Annotated in this window: 15 protein-coding genes; 11 read left to right on the top strand and 4 right to left on the bottom strand. The window is 73.8% G+C overall.

Annotation, left to right across the window (positions count from 1 at the left end):
• Window positions 1-11 precede the first annotated feature (11 nt).
• The 5 genes from CHC05_RS09365 (at window position 12) to CHC05_RS09345 (ending at window position 7,931) form a co-directional block, all read left to right on the top strand.
• Window positions 12-1,628 carry a sensor histidine kinase gene (locus tag CHC05_RS09365; protein WP_089246830.1) on the top strand — a complete coding sequence of 539 codons (1,617 nt, stop codon included), beginning with the start codon at window positions 12-14 and terminating at the stop codon, window positions 1,626-1,628.
• Window positions 1,629-1,633: 5 nt separating this feature from the next.
• On the top strand, window positions 1,634-3,214 hold the full coding sequence (locus tag CHC05_RS09360; RefSeq protein ID WP_089246828.1) for a S1C family serine protease: 1,581 nt from the start codon (window positions 1,634-1,636) through the stop codon (window positions 3,212-3,214).
• 259 nt (window positions 3,215-3,473) lie between these two features.
• Window positions 3,474-6,866, top strand: a complete 3,393-nt coding sequence (locus CHC05_RS09355; protein ID WP_144022531.1) for a cyclic nucleotide-binding protein — start codon at window positions 3,474-3,476, stop codon at window positions 6,864-6,866.
• 69 nt (window positions 6,867-6,935) lie between these two features.
• Window positions 6,936-7,091, top strand: coding sequence for a hypothetical protein (locus CHC05_RS09350; protein WP_239083594.1), 156 nt, complete (start codon window positions 6,936-6,938; stop codon window positions 7,089-7,091).
• 42 nt (window positions 7,092-7,133) lie between these two features.
• Complete coding sequence (locus CHC05_RS09345; protein ID WP_089246822.1) at window positions 7,134-7,931, top strand: hypothetical protein; 798 nt, start codon at window positions 7,134-7,136, stop codon at window positions 7,929-7,931.
• Here the strand turns inward: CHC05_RS09345 and CHC05_RS09340 are convergent.
• Together CHC05_RS09340 and CHC05_RS09335 are read right to left on the bottom strand one after the other, a co-directional pair.
• A complete protein-coding gene (locus CHC05_RS09340; protein ID WP_218824506.1) occupies window positions 7,925-8,572 on the bottom strand; it encodes a response regulator transcription factor in 648 nt (215 codons plus the stop codon). The two genes, CHC05_RS09345 and CHC05_RS09340, sit on opposite strands and share 7 nt — an antisense overlap.
• Window positions 8,569-9,870 (bottom strand): sensor histidine kinase, encoded by a 1,302-nt coding sequence (locus tag CHC05_RS09335; protein ID WP_089246820.1) that lies wholly within the window; start codon window positions 9,868-9,870, stop codon window positions 8,569-8,571. Before CHC05_RS09335 ends, CHC05_RS09340 begins: the two co-directional genes overlap by 4 nt.
• A 100-nt stretch (window positions 9,871-9,970) precedes the next feature.
• Here CHC05_RS09335 and CHC05_RS09330 point away from each other — a divergent pair, with 100 nt between their 5' ends.
• On the top strand, window positions 9,971-11,290 hold the full coding sequence (locus CHC05_RS09330) for an ABC transporter ATP-binding protein (RefSeq protein ID WP_425426721.1): 1,320 nt from the start codon (window positions 9,971-9,973) through the stop codon (window positions 11,288-11,290).
• Here CHC05_RS09330 and CHC05_RS09325 read toward each other — a convergent pair.
• Window positions 11,255-12,592 carry a serine/threonine-protein kinase gene (locus tag CHC05_RS09325; protein WP_089246818.1) on the bottom strand — a complete coding sequence of 446 codons (1,338 nt, stop codon included), beginning with the start codon at window positions 12,590-12,592 and terminating at the stop codon, window positions 11,255-11,257. The two genes, CHC05_RS09330 and CHC05_RS09325, sit on opposite strands and share 36 nt — an antisense overlap.
• Before the next feature lie 105 nt (window positions 12,593-12,697).
• Between CHC05_RS09325 and CHC05_RS09320 the strand changes: the two genes are divergently transcribed.
• The 4 genes from CHC05_RS09320 to CHC05_RS09305 all read left to right on the top strand — a co-directional run bounded on the left by CHC05_RS09320 (window position 12,698) and on the right by CHC05_RS09305 (window position 19,174).
• Window positions 12,698-13,546, top strand: coding sequence for a patatin-like phospholipase family protein (locus CHC05_RS09320; protein ID WP_089246816.1), 849 nt, complete (start codon window positions 12,698-12,700; stop codon window positions 13,544-13,546).
• A complete protein-coding gene (locus tag CHC05_RS09315) occupies window positions 13,546-14,589 on the top strand; it encodes a 1-acyl-sn-glycerol-3-phosphate acyltransferase (protein ID WP_089246814.1) in 1,044 nt (347 codons plus the stop codon). Before CHC05_RS09320 ends, CHC05_RS09315 begins: the two co-directional genes overlap by 1 nt.
• A 48-nt stretch (window positions 14,590-14,637) precedes the next feature.
• The gene (locus CHC05_RS09310; protein WP_144022530.1) at window positions 14,638-18,063 is read left to right on the top strand and encodes an SCO7613 C-terminal domain-containing membrane protein; all 3,426 of its coding nucleotides are present in this window, start codon (window positions 14,638-14,640) and stop codon (window positions 18,061-18,063) included.
• A gap of 91 nt (window positions 18,064-18,154) precedes the next feature.
• Complete coding sequence (locus tag CHC05_RS09305; protein WP_089246810.1) at window positions 18,155-19,174, top strand: fatty acid desaturase family protein; 1,020 nt, start codon at window positions 18,155-18,157, stop codon at window positions 19,172-19,174.
• A gap of 62 nt (window positions 19,175-19,236) precedes the next feature.
• Here CHC05_RS09305 and CHC05_RS09300 read toward each other — a convergent pair whose 3' ends face one another.
• Entirely contained in the window at window positions 19,237-20,001 is a 765-nt protein-coding gene (locus tag CHC05_RS09300) for a hypothetical protein (RefSeq protein WP_144022529.1), read from the bottom strand.
• Window positions 20,002-20,082: 81 nt separating this feature from the next.
• Here CHC05_RS09300 and CHC05_RS09295 point away from each other — a divergent pair, with 81 nt between their 5' ends.
• Window positions 20,083-21,069: a cation diffusion facilitator family transporter gene (locus tag CHC05_RS09295; protein ID WP_089246804.1), complete on the top strand. Its 987-nt coding sequence runs from the start codon at window positions 20,083-20,085 to the stop codon at window positions 21,067-21,069.
• Window positions 21,070-21,117 lie beyond the last annotated feature (48 nt).

Raw genomic sequence — 21,117 nt, 5'->3', positions numbered from 1 at the left:
CCGGGGCGCCGATGCTGGCTCCCCTGCGTGGCACCCCGCTGCGCGTCAAACTCGTCGCCGCCGTGCTGGCGCTGGTCACGGCCGCCCTGTTGGTGATCGGTGCGGCCAGCACCTTCTTCCTGCGCAACTACCTGCTCGACCAGGTCGACGGCAACCTGCGCAGCCTCAACAACAACGTGCAGGCGCTGCTCCGCGACAACATCCAGTTCGCGGTCGGCGACAATGCGTTCGCCGTGGCCTCCACCCCGGCGCAGCCGACCCTCAACGACCTGAGCAGCAAGCCCAGCCAGCTGTTCACCCCGGACGGGCCGGACCTGCCGCAGAACTACCAGGGGCTGCAGCAGTCGCTGCGCCAGCACCACAACGACCCGTTCACGGTCAAGGCGATCGGCAGCCAGGCCCGATGGCGCGTCCTGATGGTGCAGCCGCAGGACAGCAGCGCGATCGTCGCGGTCGGGTTCAACCTCTCCGACGTCGACCACACCGTCAAACAGTTGCTCTGGATCGACGGCCTGGCCGGGGGCACGGTGCTGATCGTGCTCGCGACCGTCGGCGCCGCGATAGTCCGCAGCAACCTCAAACCACTGCGGCAGATCGAGCGCACCACGGTGGCGATCGCGGCCGGCGACCTGAGCCAGCGGGTTCCCGACCCGGAACCCGGCGTCGAGGAACCCAAGACCGAGCTCGGCCGGCTGTCCCGGGCCCTCAACTCGATGCTGACCCAGATCGAGACCGCGTTCGCGGCCCGGGCCGACTCCGAGGCCGCCGCCCGTGACGCGGCGTTCGCCGCACAGGCGTCGGAGGCGCGGGCCCTGCGGTCCGAGGAACGGATGCGGCAGTTCGTCGCGGACGCCTCACACGAGTTGCGTACGCCGTTGACCACGATCCGCGGCTTCGCCGAGCTCTACCGGCAGGGTGCGGCCGCGGGTTCGCTGGAGGACACCGCACGGCTGGTCCGCCGCATCGAGGACGAGGCCGCCAGGATGGGTCTTCTCGTGGAGGACCTGTTGCTGCTCGCCCGCCTCGACCGGGAACGACCGCTCTCGCTGTCGCCGGTCGAGCTGCGCGTGCTGGCCAGCGAGGCGGTGCAGGCCGCGCAGGCGATGGCGCCCGACCGCGACATCTCGATCGAGGTCGCGCCGCGGGCCGGGCTGCTGGTGGTCCAGGCCGACGACGCCCGGCTGCGCCAGGTGCTCGGCAACCTGCTGACCAACGCGATCATCCACACGCCGCAGCCGGCCAAGATCACTGTGCGGCTGCGCTCCGACGGCGGCTCGGCGATCGTCGAGGTGGTCGACACCGGCCAGGGTCTGCCACCGGAGCAGGCCGAGCGCGTCTTCGAGCGGTTCTACCGGGCCGACGCCGCCCGCCGCCGCGACCGCGAGGCCAACAGCACGGGTCTGGGCCTGGCGATCGTCGCCGCCCTGGTCCGCGCGCATGGCGGCAGCGTGGAGGTCGACAGCGTGCCCGGCAAGGGCTCGACGTTCCGGGTCCGGTTGCCGCTGGCCACCGGCGAGGACGACCACGACGACGCGGACGGCCCAGGCCCCGACCCGGCCGCCAACGGGCACTCTCAGACAACGCTCAGCCCGGCCCCAGGCCCGTCGCAGAGCGGTGGGGAAAGGTAAATGTCATGACCGAGCACGAAAGCGACCCCCGGCACGATCGCGAGCGGGGCACCGAACCGGAGTCCGCGTCCACGCCGGAGCCGCGTCCGTTCGGCGCCGAGCAGCCGACCGAGCAGTACGCCCGTCCCGCGGAGGCCGGGCAGTACTCGCCCCCGGCGGACCCGGACCAGTACGCGCGTCCAGCCGACGCCGAGCCGAGCACCCCCGCCCACCCCCAGCCGGTCAGCGGCACCGTGGAGCCGGCCCGCAGCCCGTGGCAGCAGCCCGCCGCGCACTACCCGCAGCCCGGCTACCCGCAGGCCGGTTCGGGCTACCCGCAGTACAGCTACCCGGCGACCGGCGGCTACGGCCAGGCCGGTTACCCCGGCGCTCCGGCCGACCCCACCCAGGCCGGCCACCAGGCACACCAGCCGCACGGCACCCCGATCCCGTGGGTTGGCCCCGGTGGCCCCGGCGGCCCGCCGCCCGGTCAGCCCTGGCCGCAGCACGCGCCCGGCCCGCGCCGGCCCAACAAGGTCGGCCGGTGGATCGCCGCGGCGGCGGTGGCGCTCGTGCTGCTGCTCGGCGCCGGCCTGGTCGGCGGCGTGATCGGCGCCGCCCTCAACGGCAACGACGCCGACAACGCGCGGGCCCGTGCGGCCGCCGCGCCCGTGGTCAACCGGTCGTCGCTCGCCGAGATCGCGCAGAAGGTGGAGCCGAGCATCGTCTCGATCACCACCGGCAGCGGCGAGGGCTCCGGCGTGGTGCTCACCGAAGACGGCTACGTGCTGAGCAACAACCACGTCGTGGCCAGCGCCAGCGGCGGCTCGGTCACGGTGGTCTTCGACAACGGCAAGCGCGCCACGGCCAAGGTCGTCGGCACCGACCCGAAGAGCGACCTCGCGGTCGTCAAGGCCGACAACGTGTCGGGGCTGAGCCCGGCCAAGTTCGGCGACAGCGCGGGCGTGCAGGTCGGCGACACCGTGCTGGCCCTGGGCAGCCCGCTGGGCCTGCAGGGCTCGGTCACCGCCGGCATCATCAGCGCCAAGGACCGCACCATCCGGACCCAGTCCGAGCAGGACCAGCAGCAGAGCCCGTTCGGTGGTGGCGCCAACCAGCAGCCGACCGCGACGTCGCTGTCCGGCCTGCTGCAGACCGACGCGCCGATCAACCCCGGCAACTCGGGCGGCGCGCTGGTCAACACCAACGGCGAGGTGATCGGCATCAACACCGCGATCGCCACCTCGGGCCAGGGCAACGGCAGCATCGGCGTGGGCTTCGCGATCCCGAGCGCCAAGGCCGAGCAGGTCGCCAACGCGCTGCGCAACGGTGAGAAGGTCTCGCACGCCGCGCTCGGCGTCTCGGTCACCGAGACCGAGCAGGGCACCGGCGCGCTGATCAGCGCCGTCAGCGAGAACAGCGCGGCCGCCAAGGCCGGGCTCCAGCAGGGCGACATCGTGACCAACTTCGGTGGCGAGGCGATCAACACCTCGGACGAGCTCGTGGCCGCGGTGCAGTCGCACAAGGTCGGTGACCAGGTGCAGCTGACCTACACCCGAAACGGTTCGTCGAACACCGCAACCGTGACGCTCACCGAAGCGTCATAAGAGCTAGATACGCGCACACCTGGGACCCGAAGGCCGCGTGACCCGCGGTGACGGTCCTCCTCCCAAAGGTGGCGGGTGACACGGCCCTCGGGGGTTGGTTGTGTCACCCGCCTCCGCCTGTCTTCAGCAGACCGTGAGCGCCTGGTGACGGCCGGCCGACGATAGCTGTGCGGCGCTGTCGGGTTGCGGACGCGAGGTCGATTCCGATCTATGAGCGGCCTACTCTCCATCCCCGGTGGGGTGACGGAGGGTGGGCACCGTGACGGTCGTCGAGACCCGGGTGAGTGTGTGGGAGGCGCTGGCCGGGCGGGCGCCGGGGCAGCCGATAGGTCCGCACGACCCCGGCATGTGGGCGGCCGTCGTCGAACGGCTCAATCCGGCCCGCGCCAAGCCCGTGCTGCGCGCCGGGATCGAGCAGGTCGACCTCGTGTCGGTGCGCGACGTCCCGTACGTGATGCTCCGCTCGCCCGACGACCGGGGCGCCGCCTGCTACCTGCGGCTCACGCCCGAGGAGTGGCAGCTCGCGACCCTGATGGACGGCACGCGTACGGTCGCCCGCCTCGTCGCCGAGTTCGCCCGGATCGGTGGCCGCCTCGCCCCGGACCAGGTCACCCGGGTGGTCGCGGACCTCGCCGCCAACCGCATGCTGGCCGAGCTGCCCGTCGACGCGTTCCGCCCGCTGGCCCGCGTGCACCGCCGCCCCTGGCCGATCCGGCTGGGCCGCTCGCTGCTGGCCTTCGCGCAGGGCCGGCGCACCGTGATCGCCGACATCGACCCGCTGGTCGGCTTCCTCTATCGCGCCGGCGGCCGGTTCCTCTTCCACAAGGCCGTCGCCGCGCTGCTCGGCGTCATCGCGCTGGCCGGCCTGCTCGCGTTCGGCTGGACGTGGTGGCACGGCGAGGAGTCGGTCTTCCTGACCGGCGGCTCGTACGCGGTCGGCGCGGCCGTGCTGCTCGGGCTCAACGTGCTCGCCCTGGCCTGCCACGAGCTCGGCCACGCGCTGGCCACCAAGCACGCCGGCCGGCGGGTGCCGGCCGCGGGCTTCCTCGTCTACTTCGGCATCCCGTCCGTCTTCGTCGACACCACCGACGTGTGGATGGCCGGCCGCCGGGCGCGGATGACCACCACCGCCGCCGGACCGGCCGCCGGGCTGGTGCTGGCCGGCATCGCGGGGCTCGTCGGTGTCTTCGTGCCCGAAGCCGCTCCGTGGACCTTCAAGCTGGCCTTCGCCTGGTACCTCAACGCCCTGTTCAACCTCAACCCGTTCCTGGCGCTCGACGGCTACTACCTGCTGATGGACTGGCTGGAGATCCCCAACCTGCGCGCCCGGGGCCTGACCTTCGTGGTCAGCCGGCTCCGCCGCCGCCCGCCGCGCTGGTCGGAGCTCGACCGCGAGGGCCGGCTGGTCGCGCTCTACGGCACGGTCGCCGTGCTCTGGGTGGCCATCGCCGTCAACCTCTTCTGGCGCATCTGGACCGACCGCGTCGCCGGGTTGACCATCGGGTTGTGGCGCTCCGGCTGGCCCGCCCGGATTCTGCTCGCCGCGGTGATCTGCGGCCTGGCGGCGCCGCTGGTCTATCTCGCCGCCGGCTGGATCTCCCGCCGGGTCAGCGCCCTGCGCCGCCGGCTCGAACAACGCAGCCGCGACCTCGACGCACCGCGCAGGCTCGACGCGCTGCGGGCGTCCGCGCTCGGCCGGCTCTCCGGCGGTGCGCTCGCCGACCTGGCCGCCGCCGCGACCTGGGTGCGCCCGCGCACCGGTCAGCAGCTCGTCTTCGCCGGCTCCGCACAGCGGGCCGTCTACGTCGTGGTCGACGGCGCCGTGGAGGCCCGCCGCCCCGACGACCCCTCCGGCCTGGTCCGGCAACGGCTCGGCGCCGGCGGCGTGGTCGGGCTGGCCAGTGCGCTCAGCGGGGCGCCCGCCGCGCTGGCCTGGCACACCGCCGGCACCACGCTGCTGTCCATCCCGCCGTCCGCGGTTTCCCGCGCGATCGGCCCGGTGCCCGGGCCGCCGCCCGCCGAGTGGGACCAGGCCGACCGGCTGTTCGCCGAGGCACCCGCGCTGCAGTCGCTCAGCGCCGAGGACCGGATGGGCCTGGTCTCCGCCGCCCGGCCGATCCTGCTCGCGCCCGGCGACCCGGTCTCGCTCGACGGCGCCACCGACGCGGTGGTCGTCGAGTCCGGCACGGTCGTCCTGCCCGACGGCACCGACCTGCGCCGGGGCACCCTGATCGGCCCGATCGGCGACGGGCCGGGCGGGGTAGTGGCGACCGCGCGCACGCCCACCCGGCTCTGGTCGGTGCCGGCCCTCCCGGGTGTGCCGCTGCTGCTCGGCGCCGATCCCTCCGTGGTCGCCTCGGTCGCCGGCGCCGGTCCGCAGGTCGGCGTGCACCCGTCGGGTGGCTACCCGCCGCTGGCCGCCCCGCCCGGGCCGCCACCGGTGATCGACGAGACGGTCGACGGTCGCTTCGAGCGCCGGCTGTGGTGGCTGACCGCGCTCCTCCTGCTGCTCGCGCTGTTCCTGACCGGCACCAACTTCCTGCCCGGGCCCGCGTGGGCCGAGATGCCGGCCGACCGGGCGTTGCTGTCGACCACCCGGGGCACCGCCGACGTCCAGGTCAACGGCAAGCGGCTCAAACTCTCTTCGGGCGCCAAGGTGTACGTGACCGAAGGCGACCAGGTGAAGCTGCGCGACCGGTCCTCGGCGACCCTGACCTTCCGCGGCGGGTCCGTGACCGTGCTCTGCGCGGGCAGCGGGGTCGCGGTCGGTGAGCTGTGGAGCTCGGGTGACCGGCGCACCGTGCCGCACGGCTCGCTGCGGTTGGCCGACGGCCGGGTGCTGGTCGACACGGCGAGCACGCGCGGCACGTTCCGGCCGCTGGACCTGTCGCTGGACGCGGCGGGCTCGCGGCTGACCAACGACGGCGCCGCCTGGTACCGGGTCAGCGCCGCCGGCACCGTCGTCTCCAAGGGGTCCGTGCGGGTCGACGGGGAGCTTCAGTCGGCTACGGACGCGGCGCTCGACTGCGGTGACGGTCGCGAGGTGCCACGCCCGGCCGGTCCGACCGACGAGCCGTCGCCCAGCGAAGAGCCGTCACCGACCGACCTGCCGTCGCCGACGGCCACGCCGAGCGTGACGCCGACCCCGCCGGCCGGCACGGACGACGACGATGACGACGACAACAACAACCCGCCGCCGGCCCAGCCGGGCGACGACCCCGTGCCTCCGGTTACCCAGCCGACGACCAGACCGCCGACCACGACGCAGCCGCCGGTCGACACCAACAAGCCGCCGACGATCACCTGGGTGACCGACCCGGGCGGCACGATCGACCAGCAGATCGGTGGTGAATCGTCGTGTGGCAGGAACGGCACGGCGGCCTTCCCCGTGGTGTCGGTAACCGACGACAAGGACTCGGATCAGAGCATCAAGGTCACCGTCTCTTGGTCGGGCTTCGACTCCGGGAGCAATTCGATGTCCTGGGACGGCAACTTCTACGGCCAGATCGGTCCTGTGCCCTATCCGGGCAAGCCGAACGAAGGCGGCACGTTGTCGATCACGGTGACCGCCACCGACACCGAAGGTGAGTCGTCCTCGATCGACGGCAGCAACATTGCCGTGGCGCCGTGCAATCCTCCAACGCCCTCATAAGGAGAGTTCGTGCTCTGTTGGTTTTGTCCTAAGTCGGCGCGGGGGTCGTGCCGGTTCTGTGGGCGTGGGGTGTGCGAGGACCACGCCCGGTTCGGCCCGTTCCTGCTGGAGGTGCACCGGTCGGAGACCCGCAACCGCGCCGAGGGGCTGGTCGTCGAGGACGCCGTGCAATGTGGCACGTGCCGGCCGCGTCCCCAACCGGTGCCGATGCCGGAGCTCGACTGACGGCGCTACCGTAGGAGCGCCGTCGATGGGGAGGGGCCAGCGATGAGTGACTTCGACGAGGTGCTGGAGCGTTTGGTGGTCGACCCGGCTTTCGCCAGCGCGCTGGCGTCCGACCCGGGCCTGGCGTTGGCCAGCTACTCGCTGAGCGACGACGAGATCGCGCTGCTGCACACCCAGGTCGGTGGCGAGTCGCCGACCGAGCACGCGGTGGAGACCCGGGCCAACCAGTCGAGCACGTTCGGCCTGCTCGGCTCGCTGGGCGGCCTGCTGGCCGACGGCGTCTCGCTCGGCGGCACGTCCGGGCTCGGGCACGCGGCGACGAGCGGCCTCGGCACGCCCGCCGGCAGCGCCGGCCTGGGTCCGGCGGGCTACGACGGGGCGAGCTTCGGCCCGTACGCGCAGGCCGAAGGCACCCACGGCGGCATGGGTGGGCTCTCGGGCTTCGGCGACGAGATCGGTGAGGGGCTCCAGGCGACCGCACCGGCGGGCGCCGACGCGATGGGTCCGGCACCGGACGCCACCGTCGCCACCACCGGCCTCGGCCCGGCGCCCGTGCCGGAGACGCCGAGCTCCGTGGTGCCGGAGGGCTACCACACCCGGGTCGACGTCGACGGTGACGGCGACTGGGACAAGCACGTCCTGCTGGGCCGCAGCGGTGGCGGCGTCGACATCATGGTCGACAACGACCGCGACGGCCGGGTCGACTTCGTGGGCCACGACACCGACGGCGACGGTCTGGTCAACTCGGCCGACTACGACAAGGACGGCGACGGCGTCTTCGAGAAGACGATGTACGACGACAACGGCGACGGCTGGATGGACCGCACCGTCCATCACTGACCCGCGCGCAGATAGGTCAGCACCGCGACCACGCGCCGGTTGCGGTCGTCGTCGGGCGGCAGGTCGAGCTTGGCCAGGATGTTGCCGACGTGCTTGCCCACCGCCGCCTCGGAGACCACCAGCAGCCGGGCGATGGCCGCGTTGGAGTGTCCCTCGGCGACGTGCTGGAGCACCTCCCGCTCCCGGTTGGACAGTTGGGCCAGCGGGTCGCGCCGGCGGCGTACGAGTTGGGAGACGACCTGCGGGTCGACCACCGTGCCGCCGGCGGCGACCTGGCGCAGCGCGGCGATGAACTCGGCGATGTCGACGACCCGGTCCTTGAGCAGGTAGCCGACGCCCCGGCCGGCACCCGAGTCGAGCAGGTCGGCGGCGTAGCTCTCCTGCACGTACTGGCTGAGCGCGACCATCGGCAGCCCGGGATGGCGACGGCGCAGCTCGACCGCGGCCCGCAGGCCCTCGTCGGTGAAGCCCGGCGGCATCCGGATGTCGGTGACCACCAGGTCCGGCACGTCCGCGTCGACGGCGGCGACCAGGGCGGCCGCGTCACCGACGGCGGTGACGGTGAACCCGAAGCGGTCGAGGATGCCGGTCAGCCCTTCGCGCAGCAGCGTGCCGTCCTCGGCCAGCACGGTCCGGATCACCGCCACGGCAGTTCCGCCCGCAGTAGCGTCGGTCCGCCGGCCGGGCTGGACAGCCGGGTCGTGCCGCCGACCGCGGCCACCCGGTCGGCGAGCCCGGTCAGCCCGCTGCCCTCGCCCGGTGCGGCACCGCCGTGGCCGTTGTCGCCGACCTCGACGACCAGCGTCCGGCCGGCCCGCACCGCGGAGACCTGGACCTGCGTGGCCCCGCTGTGCTTGGCCACGTTGGCGAGGGCTTCGGCGACGACGAAGTACGCGGTCGACTCGACGTGCTCCGGCGGCCGTTCCGGCAGGTCGACCGCCACGGTCACCGGGACCGTCGAGCGATCGGCGAGCTCGCGTACCGCCGCGTCCAGGCCGCTGTCGGTGAGCACCTGTGGGTGGACGCCGCGGATCAGCTCGCGCAGCTCGGCCATGAGCTGCTTGGCCTGGTCGTGCGCGACGCCGACGCTGCGGGCGGCCGGGCTGTCCGGCGGCAGGTCGAGCTGGGCCACCCCGAGTTGCAGGGTCAGGCTGACCAGCCGCTGCTGGGCGCCGTCGTGCAGGTCGCGTTCGATCCGGCGGCGCTCCGCGCTGAAGCCGTCGACCAGCCGGGCGCGGGAGCTGACCACCTCGGCCAGCCGCCGGCGGGCCTGTTCGTCGGCTCCGCCCAGCAGCACCCGCGCCAGCGCGCCGTGCGCTCCCGCCACCACCGCGAACAGGTACGGGACGGCGGGCAGCAGGACCAGCCCGAGCAGCGCGTACGGCAGCGCCTCCGAAGGCGTGTCGACCGCGGCCGTGCCCAGCGTGACCGGCTCGCCGGCGCTGACCACGAACGGGCTGGAGATCAGGGCGAGGACCATCAGCAAGGCGATGCCCGCGACGAAGTAGACCAGCGGCACCACCGAGCTCAGCGCGAAGCCGTAGACCACGGCCCGCCAGGTGGCGCCGTCGACGTAGCGGTCGGCCAGCCAGCGGAACCACTGCCCGGACGTCGGTGGCGGCAGGCCGGGCAGCGGTCGGTCGTCGACCAGGCGGAGCCGGAACCGTTCGACGGCGGCCAGGACGACGGCGCTGGCCGGCGCGACCGTGCCCAGCAGCACGGTGCCGACGCAGACCAGCAGGACGAGCTGCGGACCGGACAGGTTGGTCTCGCCGCGGATCAGCCGGTCCGCGGCAACCACCCAGGGCAGCGCGACGGTGCCGAACACCAGCATCGCCACGAACCCGATCGGGGCCGTGCTGATCAGGTAGCCGAGCGAACGCCAGGGCCAGGCGGTCCGCAGGAAGGTCGGTTTGGCTAGCGCACGCAACGCGGTCATGCCAAGCACGCTAACGACGGACGCACCGCGTACGCCCTACGCCTGCCGCTAGACCTCAGGTAGTGCTAGCCATACGGCATACGCGACCGAGATTGCTCTGGTGTTACAGGTCATCGAAGACCACCATTGCGGACAGGAGGTGTTCGCGGTGGTGGCCATCGCCACGGATCAGTTGACCAAGGTCTTCGAGGACGGCACGGTCGCGGTCGACCAGGTCAGCCTGCTCGCCGCGCCCGGCGAGTTCCTGGTGCTGCTCGGGCCGACCGGCTGCGGCAAGTCGACGATCCTCCGGCTGGTCGCCGGGCTGGAGACGCCCACCTCCGGGCGGGTGCTGATCGACGGGCAGGTGGTCGACCACCTGCCGTCGCGGGAGCGGCGGCTGGCGATGGTCTTCCAGGACTACGCGCTCTATCCGCACCTGACCGTCGCCCAGAACATCGGCTTCCCCCTGCGGGTCCGGCACGAGTCGGCGACCGACGTCGCGGCCCGGGTCAACGAGGTCGCCGACCAGCTCGCCATCACCGCGCTGCTGCGCAAGCTGCCCGGCGCGCTCTCCGGTGGTGAGCGCCAGCGGGTGGCGATGGCCCGGGCGATCGTACGCCGGCCGCGGGGTTTCCTCCTCGACGAGCCACTGTCCAACCTGGACGCCGGGTTGCGCGCCGAGCTGCGCTCGGACGTGGCCGCGCTGGCCCGCCGGCTCGGGGTGACCACGCTCTACGTCACGCACGACCAGGCCGAGGCGATGACCATGGCCGACCGGGTGGCGGTGCTGCGGCGCGGGGTGCTGCAACAGGTCGGGCCGCCGGAGGAGGTCTACAACGACCCCGCGACGCTGTTCGTCGCCGCGTTCCTCGGCACACCCCGCACCAGCCTGCTCGAAGGCGCGGTCTACGCCGACGGCGACCGGGTGGTGATCGACCTCGGCTCGCAGGTGGTCGAGCTGCCGGCGGGCCACCCAGTGCGGGCCCGGCACACCGACCGCGTCACGGTCGCGCTGCGCGCCGACGCGCTCACACCGGCACCCGCGGGGCACACCGGCCCGGTGCTGTCCGGCACCGTCCGCCAGGTCGAGCACCTCGGGCACGAGGCGCTGGTGCACGTCGACACCGGTGCGCTGCCGACCTCGACCGAGCGGTCCCGGCTGGAGCTGCCCGGCCCGCAGGCCACCGCCCTGATGCGAGAGGCGCCCCGGCCGGTGGCGGCGCGCACGGAATACGGCTTCTACCCGGCGTACGACCCGGAGCTGCCCGGGGAGCCGCCGCCGGTGGGCGAGGTGGTGCTCCGGGTGCCCGCCGCCGGTGTGCCGCGCCGCGCCGAGACCCTCCGGATCGCGATCGACCTCGACCGGCTGCTGCTGTTCGACCGGGCGGGTGCGCGCATTCGGTTAGGCGCCGGGGAAGCCCGCCAGCGCAAGGTCTAGGCGCTCGGCGTACGGCCGGCTGATCGCGCCCTCGCCGGCCCGCACGGCGACCTTCGCGCGGAGCTGGTTGACCCGGTCGGTGCGGGTCTCGGCCGCGTTCAGCTCGCGCAACAGGTTGCGCAGGTCGGTCGCGGCGTCGTGGCGGATGCCGCCGACCGCCTGGCCCTCGGTGATCAGCCCGTCGACCCGGCTCAGCGCCTCACCGATCGAGACCGGCCCGGCCGGCGTGGATGCCGGCCCGGTCGCGGGCGGTGGCGGGGCGGTCGGTTGGGCCGTGACACTGCCGCCCGGTGGCGGCCCGTCCTCGTGCAGCACCGGCACCAGGACGGCGGTCGCGAGCAGCAGCACGGCGGCGATCGCGGCCGCGACCAGCAGCCGGCTCTGGCGCGGTGGTGCCTCGACCGGCGGCGGAGCCGGGGTCGGCGCCGGCGGCGGCAATGGCGGCAACGGCGGCAACGGCGGCGGCGGTGGTGCGGCGATCGCCGCCCGGAGCTCTGCCGCCGCGGCGTGCGCCGTCGGCCGGGACAGCGGGTCGCGGGCCAGGCACCGCACGCACAGCTCGGCCACCGCGGGTGGCAGCCCGGCCACCTCGGGTGGCGCCGGGGAGTGCCCGGCGGACCAGGCCCGGGTCAGGTCCTCCCAGGTGTCGGCGGGCACCGGCACGTGCCCGGTCAGCGTCTCGTGGAGCAGCACGCCGAGCGCGTAGCTGTCGGTCGCGGGCTGCGCCGGTGTGCCGTCCAGGCGTTCGGGTGCGACGTACGCGGGCGTGCCGAAGGTCTCGCCCTCGGCGTCGTCGTCGGGCGCGCCGACCCGGGTGGCGATCCCGAAGTCGAGCACCTTCGCGCCGGTCGGGGTCAGCATCACGTTGGCCGGCGTCACGTCACGATGGACGATCCCGAGCCGGTGCGCGGCGGCGAGCGCCTCGGCCACCTCGGCGCACACCCGCACCGCGTCCGGCCAGGGCAACGGTCCCTCGGTGAGCCGGGCCTCCAGCTCCTCGCCGGTGAGCAGCTCGAACACCACGAACGCGGTAACCGTGCCGTCCGGTGCGACGGTCTCGGCATAGTCGTGCACGGTCGCGACGTGCGGATGCACCAGTTGCGCGGCGGCGCGGGCCTCGTCGCGGACCAGGTCGCGGAACCGGGCGTCCGCCGCGAGGGCGGAGGAGAGCACCTTGACCGCGACGGTCCGGTCGAGCACCTCGTCGCGGGCCCGCCAGATCACCGACATGCCGCCCGCGCCGACCCGGTCGATCAGCCGATAGCGACGGGCGAGGAGGGCACCCGGGGTGAGCGTGGACATACGGTCGACACCTACCGGCGAGGAAGAGGGGAATGGATTCAATCTCGGCGATGCCCGGTGGCTTGTCAACCAGAAGGGTCGCCGCCCGCGTGCCAGGATGGACCCGTGGGTGGGGGTCGGGTGGCGTTCGTGCTGGGTGGCGGCGGAGTGCTGGGTGCCGTCGAGGTCGGCATGCTGCGGGCGCTGTTCCGCGCCGACATCAAACCCGACCTCGTGATCGGCACCTCGATCGGCGCGGTCAACGGCGCGCTGGTGGCCGCCGACCCGACGGAGGCGGTCACCGACCGGCTGGTGCGGCTCTGGGCGAGTCCGGAGGCCAGCGAGGTGTACGGCGACTCCGTGGCCCGGCAGTTGCGGCGCTTCGCCGCGCGTACCCACCTGCACTCGCCCCGGCCGCTGCGCCGGCTGCTGGAGCGCGAGCTCGGCGACAACGCCACGTTCGAGGAGCTCAAGGTGCCGTTCCGGTGCTGCGCGGCGAGCATCGAGCGCGCCGCCGAGCACTGGTTCTCCAGCGGCCCGCTGGTCGACGCGGTGCTCGCCAGCGCGTCCGTGCCCGGTCTGCTGCCGCCGGCCCGGATCGGCGAGGAGCACTACGTCGACGGTGGCATTGTGAACTCGATCCCGATCGGCGAGGCGGTCAGCAGTGGGGCACGGCACATCTTCGTGCTCCAGGTCGGGCGCATCGAGCGCCCGCTGACACCTCCGCGACGCCCGTGGGAGGTGGCGCAGGTGGCATTCGAGATCGCCCGTCGGCACCGTTTCGCCCGCGAGGTGGCGGCGTTGCCCGACCATGTAGAGGTGCACGTGCTTCCGACAGGGGGCCTCGAGCCCCGAGACGACACGCCCTGGGCCTACCGCGACATGGCCGCGGTCGGCCGGCGGATCAGCCGCGCCTACACGGCGTCCCGCCGCTATCTGGCCGAGCATCCGCTGGCCGGGCGGGACGACGGCTGATGCCGCCCCCGCCCCGCTGGCTGCGCCGGATCGTGCTGGCGCCGCTGGTCATCCTGTTCGCGACGGTGCTGCTCGCGACGCTGCCGGCCTGGCTGTTGCTGGCCTCCGCGGCGTCGCCGCTCGTGCCCGGCCGGTTGCGTCCGCTGCGGGTGATCTGGCTCGGCACCGTCTACGTGGTCTGGGACGCGGTCGCCCTGGTCACCATGTTCGCGCTGTGGGTCGGGTCCGGCTTCGGGTGGAAGGTGCGCTCGCCGGGTTTCCAGCGCGCGCACTACGTACTCACCGGTTGGTTCCTGCGTTTCCTCTTCGCTCAGGCCCAGTGGACGCTCAAGCTGCGCCTCGACATCGCCGGCAGTGACCCGGACACCGCGCAGCCCGGCCGGCCCGAGCTCGTCGTCTGCCGGCACGCCGGTCCCGGCGACTCGTTCGTGCTGGTGCACGCGCTGGTCAACTGGTTCGACCGGGAGCCGCGGATCGTCCTCAAGGACAGCCTGCAGTGGGACCCGGCGGTGGACGTGATGCTCAACCGCCTGCCCAACCGGTTCATCGCACCGCAGCGCGACCCCGACGGGCTGGAGAAGCTGGTCGGCAACCTCGCGGTCGGGCTCGACGAGAACGACGCGTTCGTGATCTTCCCGGAGGGCGGCAACTTCACGCCGCGCCGCCGGATCCGGGCGATCGAGCTGCTGCGTTCCAAAGGGCTCCACCGGATGGCGGCCAAGGCCGAGAAGATGCGCAACGTGCTCGCGCCGCGGCCCGGCGGGCTGCTCGCCGCGATGGACGCGGCGCCCGACGCCGGCGTGATCTTCGTGGCGCACACGGGCCTCGACCGGCTGCTCACCGTCGGCGACGTCTGGCGTGAGCTGCCGATGGACAAGCAGATCACCATGCGGTTCTGGTCGGTCCCGCCGGAAGAGGTGCCGCACGGGCGCGAGCAGCGGATCGAATGGTTGTACGACTGGTGGGCGAAGATCGACGCCTGGATCGAGGAGAACCGCCCGGTCGTCGCGGCGCCGCCTGAGCATCACCTGACGACTACCTGAGTACGCGCACTCTCCTGCCCGGGCTTCGTACCCGACAGGATGCTCTGCGTGAGCTATCCCTGCCCGTTCTGCCAGGCGCCCGCTTCGTTGGCGACCGGATGCCCCGGCTGCGGCCGCGGTCCCGATCCCGACGCGGCGGAGGTGGTGCGCCTCAACCACGAGATCGCGACGCTGACCGTGGCGGTCGAGCACGCCCGCCAGACCTTCGCCGACCTCACGGCCCGGCTCGCGGCCGCACACCGGCAGCGCGACGAGGCGGCCGCGCGGGTCCGGGCGGCGGCGTTCGTGGCCCCGGCCCCTGTCGCGGTGCCAGCGTCGGTTCCACGGCCGGAGACGAGTCCGCGTACGGCGCAGAACGTCCTCTTCACCCTCGGCGCCCTGCTGTTCGGCGCGGCCGCCATCATCTTCACCGGCGTCGCGTGGACCTATGGCGAGACGGGCCGGGCCGTGAGCCTCGCCGTGGTCACCGCGCTCGTGCTCGCGGTGCCGCCGTTAGCCACGTGGCGCGGCCTGCGCTCGACGGCGGAGACCTTCGCGGCGCTCGGGATGCTGATGATCGTGCTCGACGGCTACGCCGCCTGGTACTCGAATCTGCTCGGCGTCGGTGACCTCAACGGCACGCTGTACGCGGCTCTGGTCTGTGTGGTGACGGCCGCGGCCGGGGTCGGCTACGGGCGGCTGACCGGCCTGCGGGCGCCTCGGCTCGCGTCGTTGGTGGCCGTCCAACCGCTGTTGCCGCTGCTCGCGCAGTGGCTCGACGCGCCGCTGGGCGGCTGGGCGCTCGCCTTCGGCGGCACGGCGGCGGTCAACCTGCTGCTGGTCCGGGCCGACCGACTGGCGACCCGGGTGTTGGGCTGGGTCGGCTACGGGTGCGCGCAAGTGGCAACGGGGGTGTGCGCGCTCGGGGTGTTCTTCCTCAGCGGTGACACGCCGGTGGTGGTCACCGGCCTGCCGGTGCTGCTGGTCGCGGTGCTGCTCGTGGCGGCCGGGGTCGTCGGCCGGGTCCGCTGGCTCACGGTCGTCGGCGCGGTCGCCGTGCCGCCAGCGGTGGCGCTCGCGGTGTTGCGGCCGGTGGTGGAGCTCAGCGGCTACGTCTCGCTGTTCGTGGCGGGCGCGACCGTGCTGGTGATCGCGGTCGTCGCGGTCCGGCTGCCGGCCGCCCGCGCCGGCTCCCTGCTCACCACCGGCGCCTTCCTGCTGCTGACCGCAGCGATGGCGGGTTTCGTCGCGGTGTCCACAATGGACGCCTCGATGCCGCCGCTGGGCTCGGACGGCGTCCTCAACCGGGACTGGCTGCCCGACTGGCAACTGCCGGTGGCGCTGGTGCTCGGCACCGTCGCCCTGGCGCTGCTGGTGCCGGCGGACTGGTGTCGCGCGGCCCTGACCGGCGGCGGCGTGCTCGTCGTGCTGGCGCTGCCGACCTGGCTGGCCATGCCCTGGTGGGCCGTGTCGGCTCTCGGCCTCGCCGTTGGGGCGGCACTGCTGCTGGTGGACCGCCCGGGCTGGGAACCGAGCGTGGCGGCGGCGCTGTTGACCGTCCACGCCCTGGTGGTCGCCCTGGCCCAGCCGTGGTCGACGGCGGCGGCGTTCGGCGCGCTGGCGCTGCTGGGCGCGGCCGCCGGGCTCCGCGACCGGCGGGCCGCGGTGTGGTGGTCCGCCGCCGGCTTGGCGGCGGTGCCGGCGGCGGTCGCCGCGACCGTGTACGCCGCCGGCGCGAGCGGCGCCTGGTCGGCCCGCGCGGGCCTGGCCGCTCTCGCGGTGCCGCTGGCCGCGACGCTGCTGTTCGCCCGGCGGGCGCGATCGGTCCGCTACGCCCCGGCGGCGGCCGGCGCGCTGGCCGTCGACGCCCTCGTGGCGGGCATCTGGCCGCCGCTGTCCGAGCTGACGGAGCCGGCGGGCGTCTACCCGGCGGTGGCCCTGCTGGCGCTCGCCGTCGCCGCGGTCGGTCTGCGGGGGACCGTCCGCTTCGCGGTCGGCCTGGCGGCCGTGCCGCTGGTGCTGCTCGCGAGCGTGCTGGCTGCGGTGGCCGTGGTCGTGCCGCTGTTCGCGCCCTACGCGTGGTGGGAGGACGCCTGGGCGGGCGCGCCGACGGGAGTCGGCCTCACCCCGTCGGGCACCGCCGACCTCTCGGCCGGCCCGGCCGCGACCGTGCTGACCCTCGCGGCCGTCTGCCTGGCCACGCTGGTGCGCGCGCCGCGCCCGGCCCCCACCGCCCTACCGGGCGCGGCCGACGGGGCGTCACCACGCACCGAAACGGCGCCGGACCAGACCGACCCGACCGCACCTGCGGAGCCGGCGGCCGACCCGACCGAACCGACCGCGTCGCCCACCGCGCGCGGTTGGAACTGGCGGCCCAGCGTCGCGGGTGGGGCGGTCGCGGTGCTGGCGGCGTTCCTCGCGGCAACGGGTGTGCTCGCCGTCCTGGTGGTGTCCGGTGCGTCGTGGCCGGTCGTACCGGCCGTCGCGCTCGCCGCCGGCCTGGCGTTCGGCATCGCGGCCGCGGTCCGGCCGGTTGCCGCAGCAGCGGCCCTTCCGGCCCTGCTGCTGGTCGGATCGGGCCTCTCCGGCCTGCTGCCGATGGAAGCCGCGACCCTGGCCGGCCTGGGTGCGGTGATCGCCGCCGGAGCATTCGCGGGCGTCGCCGGCCGTGCCGCCGCCGCGCGGGTCGTCGGCTGGCTGACCGCGATCGCGGCGGGCGCCGGGTTCGCGGTCGCCGCCGTCCTCGCCGCGGACCTCCCGCTGCGGCAGGCGTCCTTCCCCGTCCTCGTGGTCGGGGCGGTCGCGCTCGGCCTCGGCTACCTGCTGCGCCGGCGCCGGCCGGGCATCGAGGGGCCGGCCGTCGACGCGGTAGGCCACGTCGCGGTGCTGCCGGCGCTGCTGCTCGCCTGGGGTGACGTCGCGATGGCCGCCGGCGTCGCGACGGCCTGGGGCGCGGTGCTCGCCGTGCGGGCGGTGCTGCCCGGTGAGCGGTTCAGGCTGGCGCTGGCCTTCGCCGCCGGTGGCAGCGAGCTGATCGCCTGGTGGTTCCTGCTGGTCACGTGGGAGGTCGCGGTGCGCGAGGCGTACACGCTGCCGGCGGCGGCCCTGGCGCTCGGTGCCGGCTACCTGCGCCTGCGCCGCAACCGCGAGCTGGGCAGTTGGCTCGCCCTCGGTCCGGGTCTGGCCGCCGCCCTGCTGCCCAGCCTGGCGGCGGTGCTGGTGGCCGGCGGCCAGGTCGAGCGGCGGCTGTTGCTCGGCGCCGGTGCGGTCGCGATCGTGCTTCTCGGCGCACACCGCCGCTGGCAGGCGCCGGTCGTCGCGGGCGGGCTCACCCTGGTCGTGCTGACCCTCCACGAGCTGGCGGTGTGGGACCTGCTGCCCCGCTGGGCGTACCTCGCCGGAGGTGGGTTGATATTGATCGCGGTGGCGATGACCTACGAGCGCCGGCTCCGTGACCTGCGCAAAGTGCGCACGGCCCTGGGTCGGATGACCTGAGCGTGACGGGGCCATGGTGGGGTTGGCACCACCATGGGTTCGGGGGATCACGGGCTCGTTCCGGAGCCCGCCGGCCGGGAGGCTGGTCCCCATGACAGTGATCGCCCAGGAACGCCGCGGGGCCAACGAACAACGCGGAAGTGACTACGCCCGCCTCTCCCGCGAGATCGCCGCGGCCGGCCTGATGCGGCGGCGGCCCGGCCGCTACGCCGTAACGATCGGGCTGACCGGCCTGCTGTTCGCCGGCTCGTGGGTGACCTTCATCTTCGTCGGCGACTCGTGGTGGACGCTGGCCGTCGCGGCGCTCTGCGCGATCGCCACCACCCAGGTGGCCTTCCTCGGTCACGACGCCGGGCACAAGCAGATGTTCCGCAGCCGGCGGGCCGCCGAGATCGCCGGGCTGACCGTCGGCAACCTGGCGACCGGGCTCAGCTTCGGCTGGTGGATCGACAAGCACAACCGGCACCACGCGAACCCGAACCACGAGGACCACGACCCGGACGTCGGCGAGGGCGTGATCGTCTGGACCGAGAAGCAGGCCGCGAAGCGCACCGGCTGGGGCCGGTGGATGGCCCGCAACCAGGCCCGGCTGTTCTTCCCGCTGCTCACCCTCGAGGGCCTCAACCTGCACGTGTCGAGCATCAAGGCGCTGTTCGACGTGCCGATGCGGCACCGCCGCACCGAGGCGCTGTTGCTGATCATGCACACCGTCGGCTATTTCGCGCTGGTCTTCGCCGTGCTGCCGCCCGGCAAGGCGCTCGCCTTCATGGCCGTGCACCAGGGGCTCTGGGGTGTCTACATGGGCATGTCGTTCGCGCCCAACCACAAGGGCATGCCGGTGCTGACGGCGGCCGACGAGCTCGACTTCCTGAGCAAGCAGGTGCTGACCTCGCGCAACGTGCTCGGCGGCAAGTGGGTCGACGTGGTGCTCGGTGGGCTCAACTACCAGGTCGAGCACCACCTGTTCCCGAGCATGCCGCGGGCCAACCTGCGTCGGGCGGCGCCGATCGTGCGAGCGTACTGCGCTGAGCGCAACATCCCCTACCACTGGGCCGGGATGGTCGAGTCGTACCGGCAGGCGCTGACCTACATGCACAACGTCGCCCGCTGAACGGCCCGGACCCCCACCGGAGCGGGGGCGCCGGCGGGGGTCCGGGAGGGGGAGAGAAAGGCCTACTTGGCGCCGAGGACCTGGAGCAGTGACTCCGGGGCCTCGACCACGTCAGCGGCCGGCGGCTCGGCGACCTGGACCGACGCGCCGAAGTCCGAGTACGTGGTGGTCATCTTGCCGAGCTGGGCGTCGATCGAGCTGAGGTCGAGGGTCAGCTGGGTCAGCCGGCCCGAGTCGTCGACCGTGGCGGTGAACGGCACCTTGTTGCCCTTGCCGCCCAGCACGTCGACGGAGACGCCGCTGCCGGCGACCTTGGTCAGGTCGATGGTGCCCTGGTAGCTGCCGTCGCCCGACTTGGTCACGTCGGCCATCCGCTCGACGAACTTGCCAGCACCGGCCGCGTCACCGTCGGGGAGCGCGTCGAACGTCGTTCCGGCGAGCCGGGCACCGTCGATGTGCAGCCACTTGCCCGGCTCGACGCCCGGCACGCCGGTGGCCTGCAGCCAGGCGTCCTGGCCGATCGAGCGCAGGTCGATGTTGGAGCTGTTGCCGACGCGTACGGTCATCGTGGCCTTGTCGGCCTTCGGGTCGAGGTTGCCGGTGCTGGTGACCGTCGAGGACTCCAACGTGACCTTGACGGTGTCGTCGTTGAGCTTCTGGGCGGCCGCCGTGAGCTCCGCGGTCGCCGCGCTCGGTGGCGACGCGTCGGTCGTGCCGGCGGAGGGTGTGGACGTCACGCTCGGGGCGGCGGTGGTGCCGCAACCGGCGAGTCCGATGCAGAGGGCGGCGAACACGCCGAGCCCGGAAGTCGCTAGTCGTATCCGCATGCGGGCAAAGGTGCCCGATCTACCCCAACGGCAAACGTCGATCAAGCGCCAAGGGATCGATCGCCGGGCCATGATGAGCGCATGGGACGGCGTATGCACCGGCTGCGGCACGCATTGCGTCCGCACTCGCACGACACCGCCGACCAGGTCGACCGCGAGCTGGAGACCAGCCGGGCGGGAATCCGCGCCGTCTGGGTCTCGCTCGCGGTGCTCACCGTTACGGCCGCCCTGCAGGCCGTGGTGGTCGTCTGGTCCGGCTCGGTCGCGCTGCTCGGCGACACCCTGCACAACGTCGCCGACGCGCTCACCGCCGTGCCGCTGTTCATCGCGTTCGTGGTCGGGCGCCGGCCGCCGAACCGGCGCTACACCTACGGCTACGGGCGCGCGGAGGACCTGGCCGGGATCGTGATCGTGCTGTTCATCGCGGCGTCCGCGGTGCTCGCCGGGGTCGAGGCGATCCGGCGGCTGGTGCACCCGGCCGACGTCGACCACCTGCCCGCGGTCGCGGCCGCCGGCGTGCTCGGCTTCCTGGGCAACGAGGTGGTCGCGCAGTACCGGATCCGGGTCGGCCGGCGGATCGGCTCGGCCGCGCTGGTCGCCGACGGGCTGCACGCGCGCACGGACGGGTTCACCTCGCTCGGCGTGCTGGTCGGGGCCGGCGGCCTGGCCCTCGGCTGGCGCTGGGCGGACCCGGTCGTCGGCCTGCTGATCACCGCCGCGATCCTGCTGGTGCTGGCCGGCGCGGCCCGGCAGGTGTACCGGCGCTTGATGGACGCGGTCGACCCGCACCTGGTCGACACGGTCGAGCGGACGCTGCGCGAGACCGCCGGCGTGCTCGACATCGGCACCGCGCGGCTGCGCTGGATCGGCCACCGGCTGCGGGCCGAGTGCGAGATCGTGGTCGACGAGCGGCTGGACGTGGTGGCCGCGCACGACATCGCGGTGGTCGCCGAACATCGGCTGCTGCACGCCGTACCCCGGCTGGCTTGGGCCCTGGTCCATGCGGACCCGAGGGCGCGCGACGGCGCCGACCACCATGCGGTGGTGGCCCATCACCACCGCCCGTAAGCCGCTCGTAACGGGCATTGCGCCCGTGCGCGGGGCAGGTAGGGTCTG

This window comes from Asanoa hainanensis (genome assembly GCF_900188485.1).
GTDB lineage: Bacteria > Actinomycetota > Actinomycetes > Mycobacteriales > Micromonosporaceae > Asanoa > Asanoa hainanensis.
Note: the sequence above shows the minus strand (reverse complement) of the source record. Positions and strands in the feature narration are given on the sequence as shown.

What these genes read in the sequence shown, in the direction of transcription:
- CHC05_RS09365 (WP_089246830.1), top strand. Translation starts at nt 12, where the DNA reads ATGCTGGCTCCCCTGCGTGGCACCCCGCTGCGCGTCAAACTCGTCGCC.
- CHC05_RS09360 (WP_089246828.1), top strand. Translation starts at nt 1,634, where the DNA reads ATGACCGAGCACGAAAGCGACCCCCGGCACGATCGCGAGCGGGGCACC.
- CHC05_RS09345 (WP_089246822.1), top strand. Translation starts at nt 7,134, where the DNA reads ATGAGTGACTTCGACGAGGTGCTGGAGCGTTTGGTGGTCGACCCGGCT.
- CHC05_RS09335 (WP_089246820.1), bottom strand. Translation starts at nt 9,870, where the DNA reads ATGACCGCGTTGCGTGCGCTAGCCAAACCGACCTTCCTGCGGACCGCC.
- CHC05_RS09325 (WP_089246818.1), bottom strand. Translation starts at nt 12,592, where the DNA reads ATGTCCACGCTCACCCCGGGTGCCCTCCTCGCCCGTCGCTATCGGCTG.
- CHC05_RS09315 (WP_089246814.1), top strand. Translation starts at nt 13,546, where the DNA reads ATGCCGCCCCCGCCCCGCTGGCTGCGCCGGATCGTGCTGGCGCCGCTG.
- CHC05_RS09305 (WP_089246810.1), top strand. Translation starts at nt 18,155, where the DNA reads ATGACAGTGATCGCCCAGGAACGCCGCGGGGCCAACGAACAACGCGGA.
- CHC05_RS09300 (WP_144022529.1), bottom strand. Translation starts at nt 20,001, where the DNA reads ATGCGGATACGACTAGCGACTTCCGGGCTCGGCGTGTTCGCCGCCCTC.
- CHC05_RS09295 (WP_089246804.1), top strand. Translation starts at nt 20,083, where the DNA reads ATGGGACGGCGTATGCACCGGCTGCGGCACGCATTGCGTCCGCACTCG.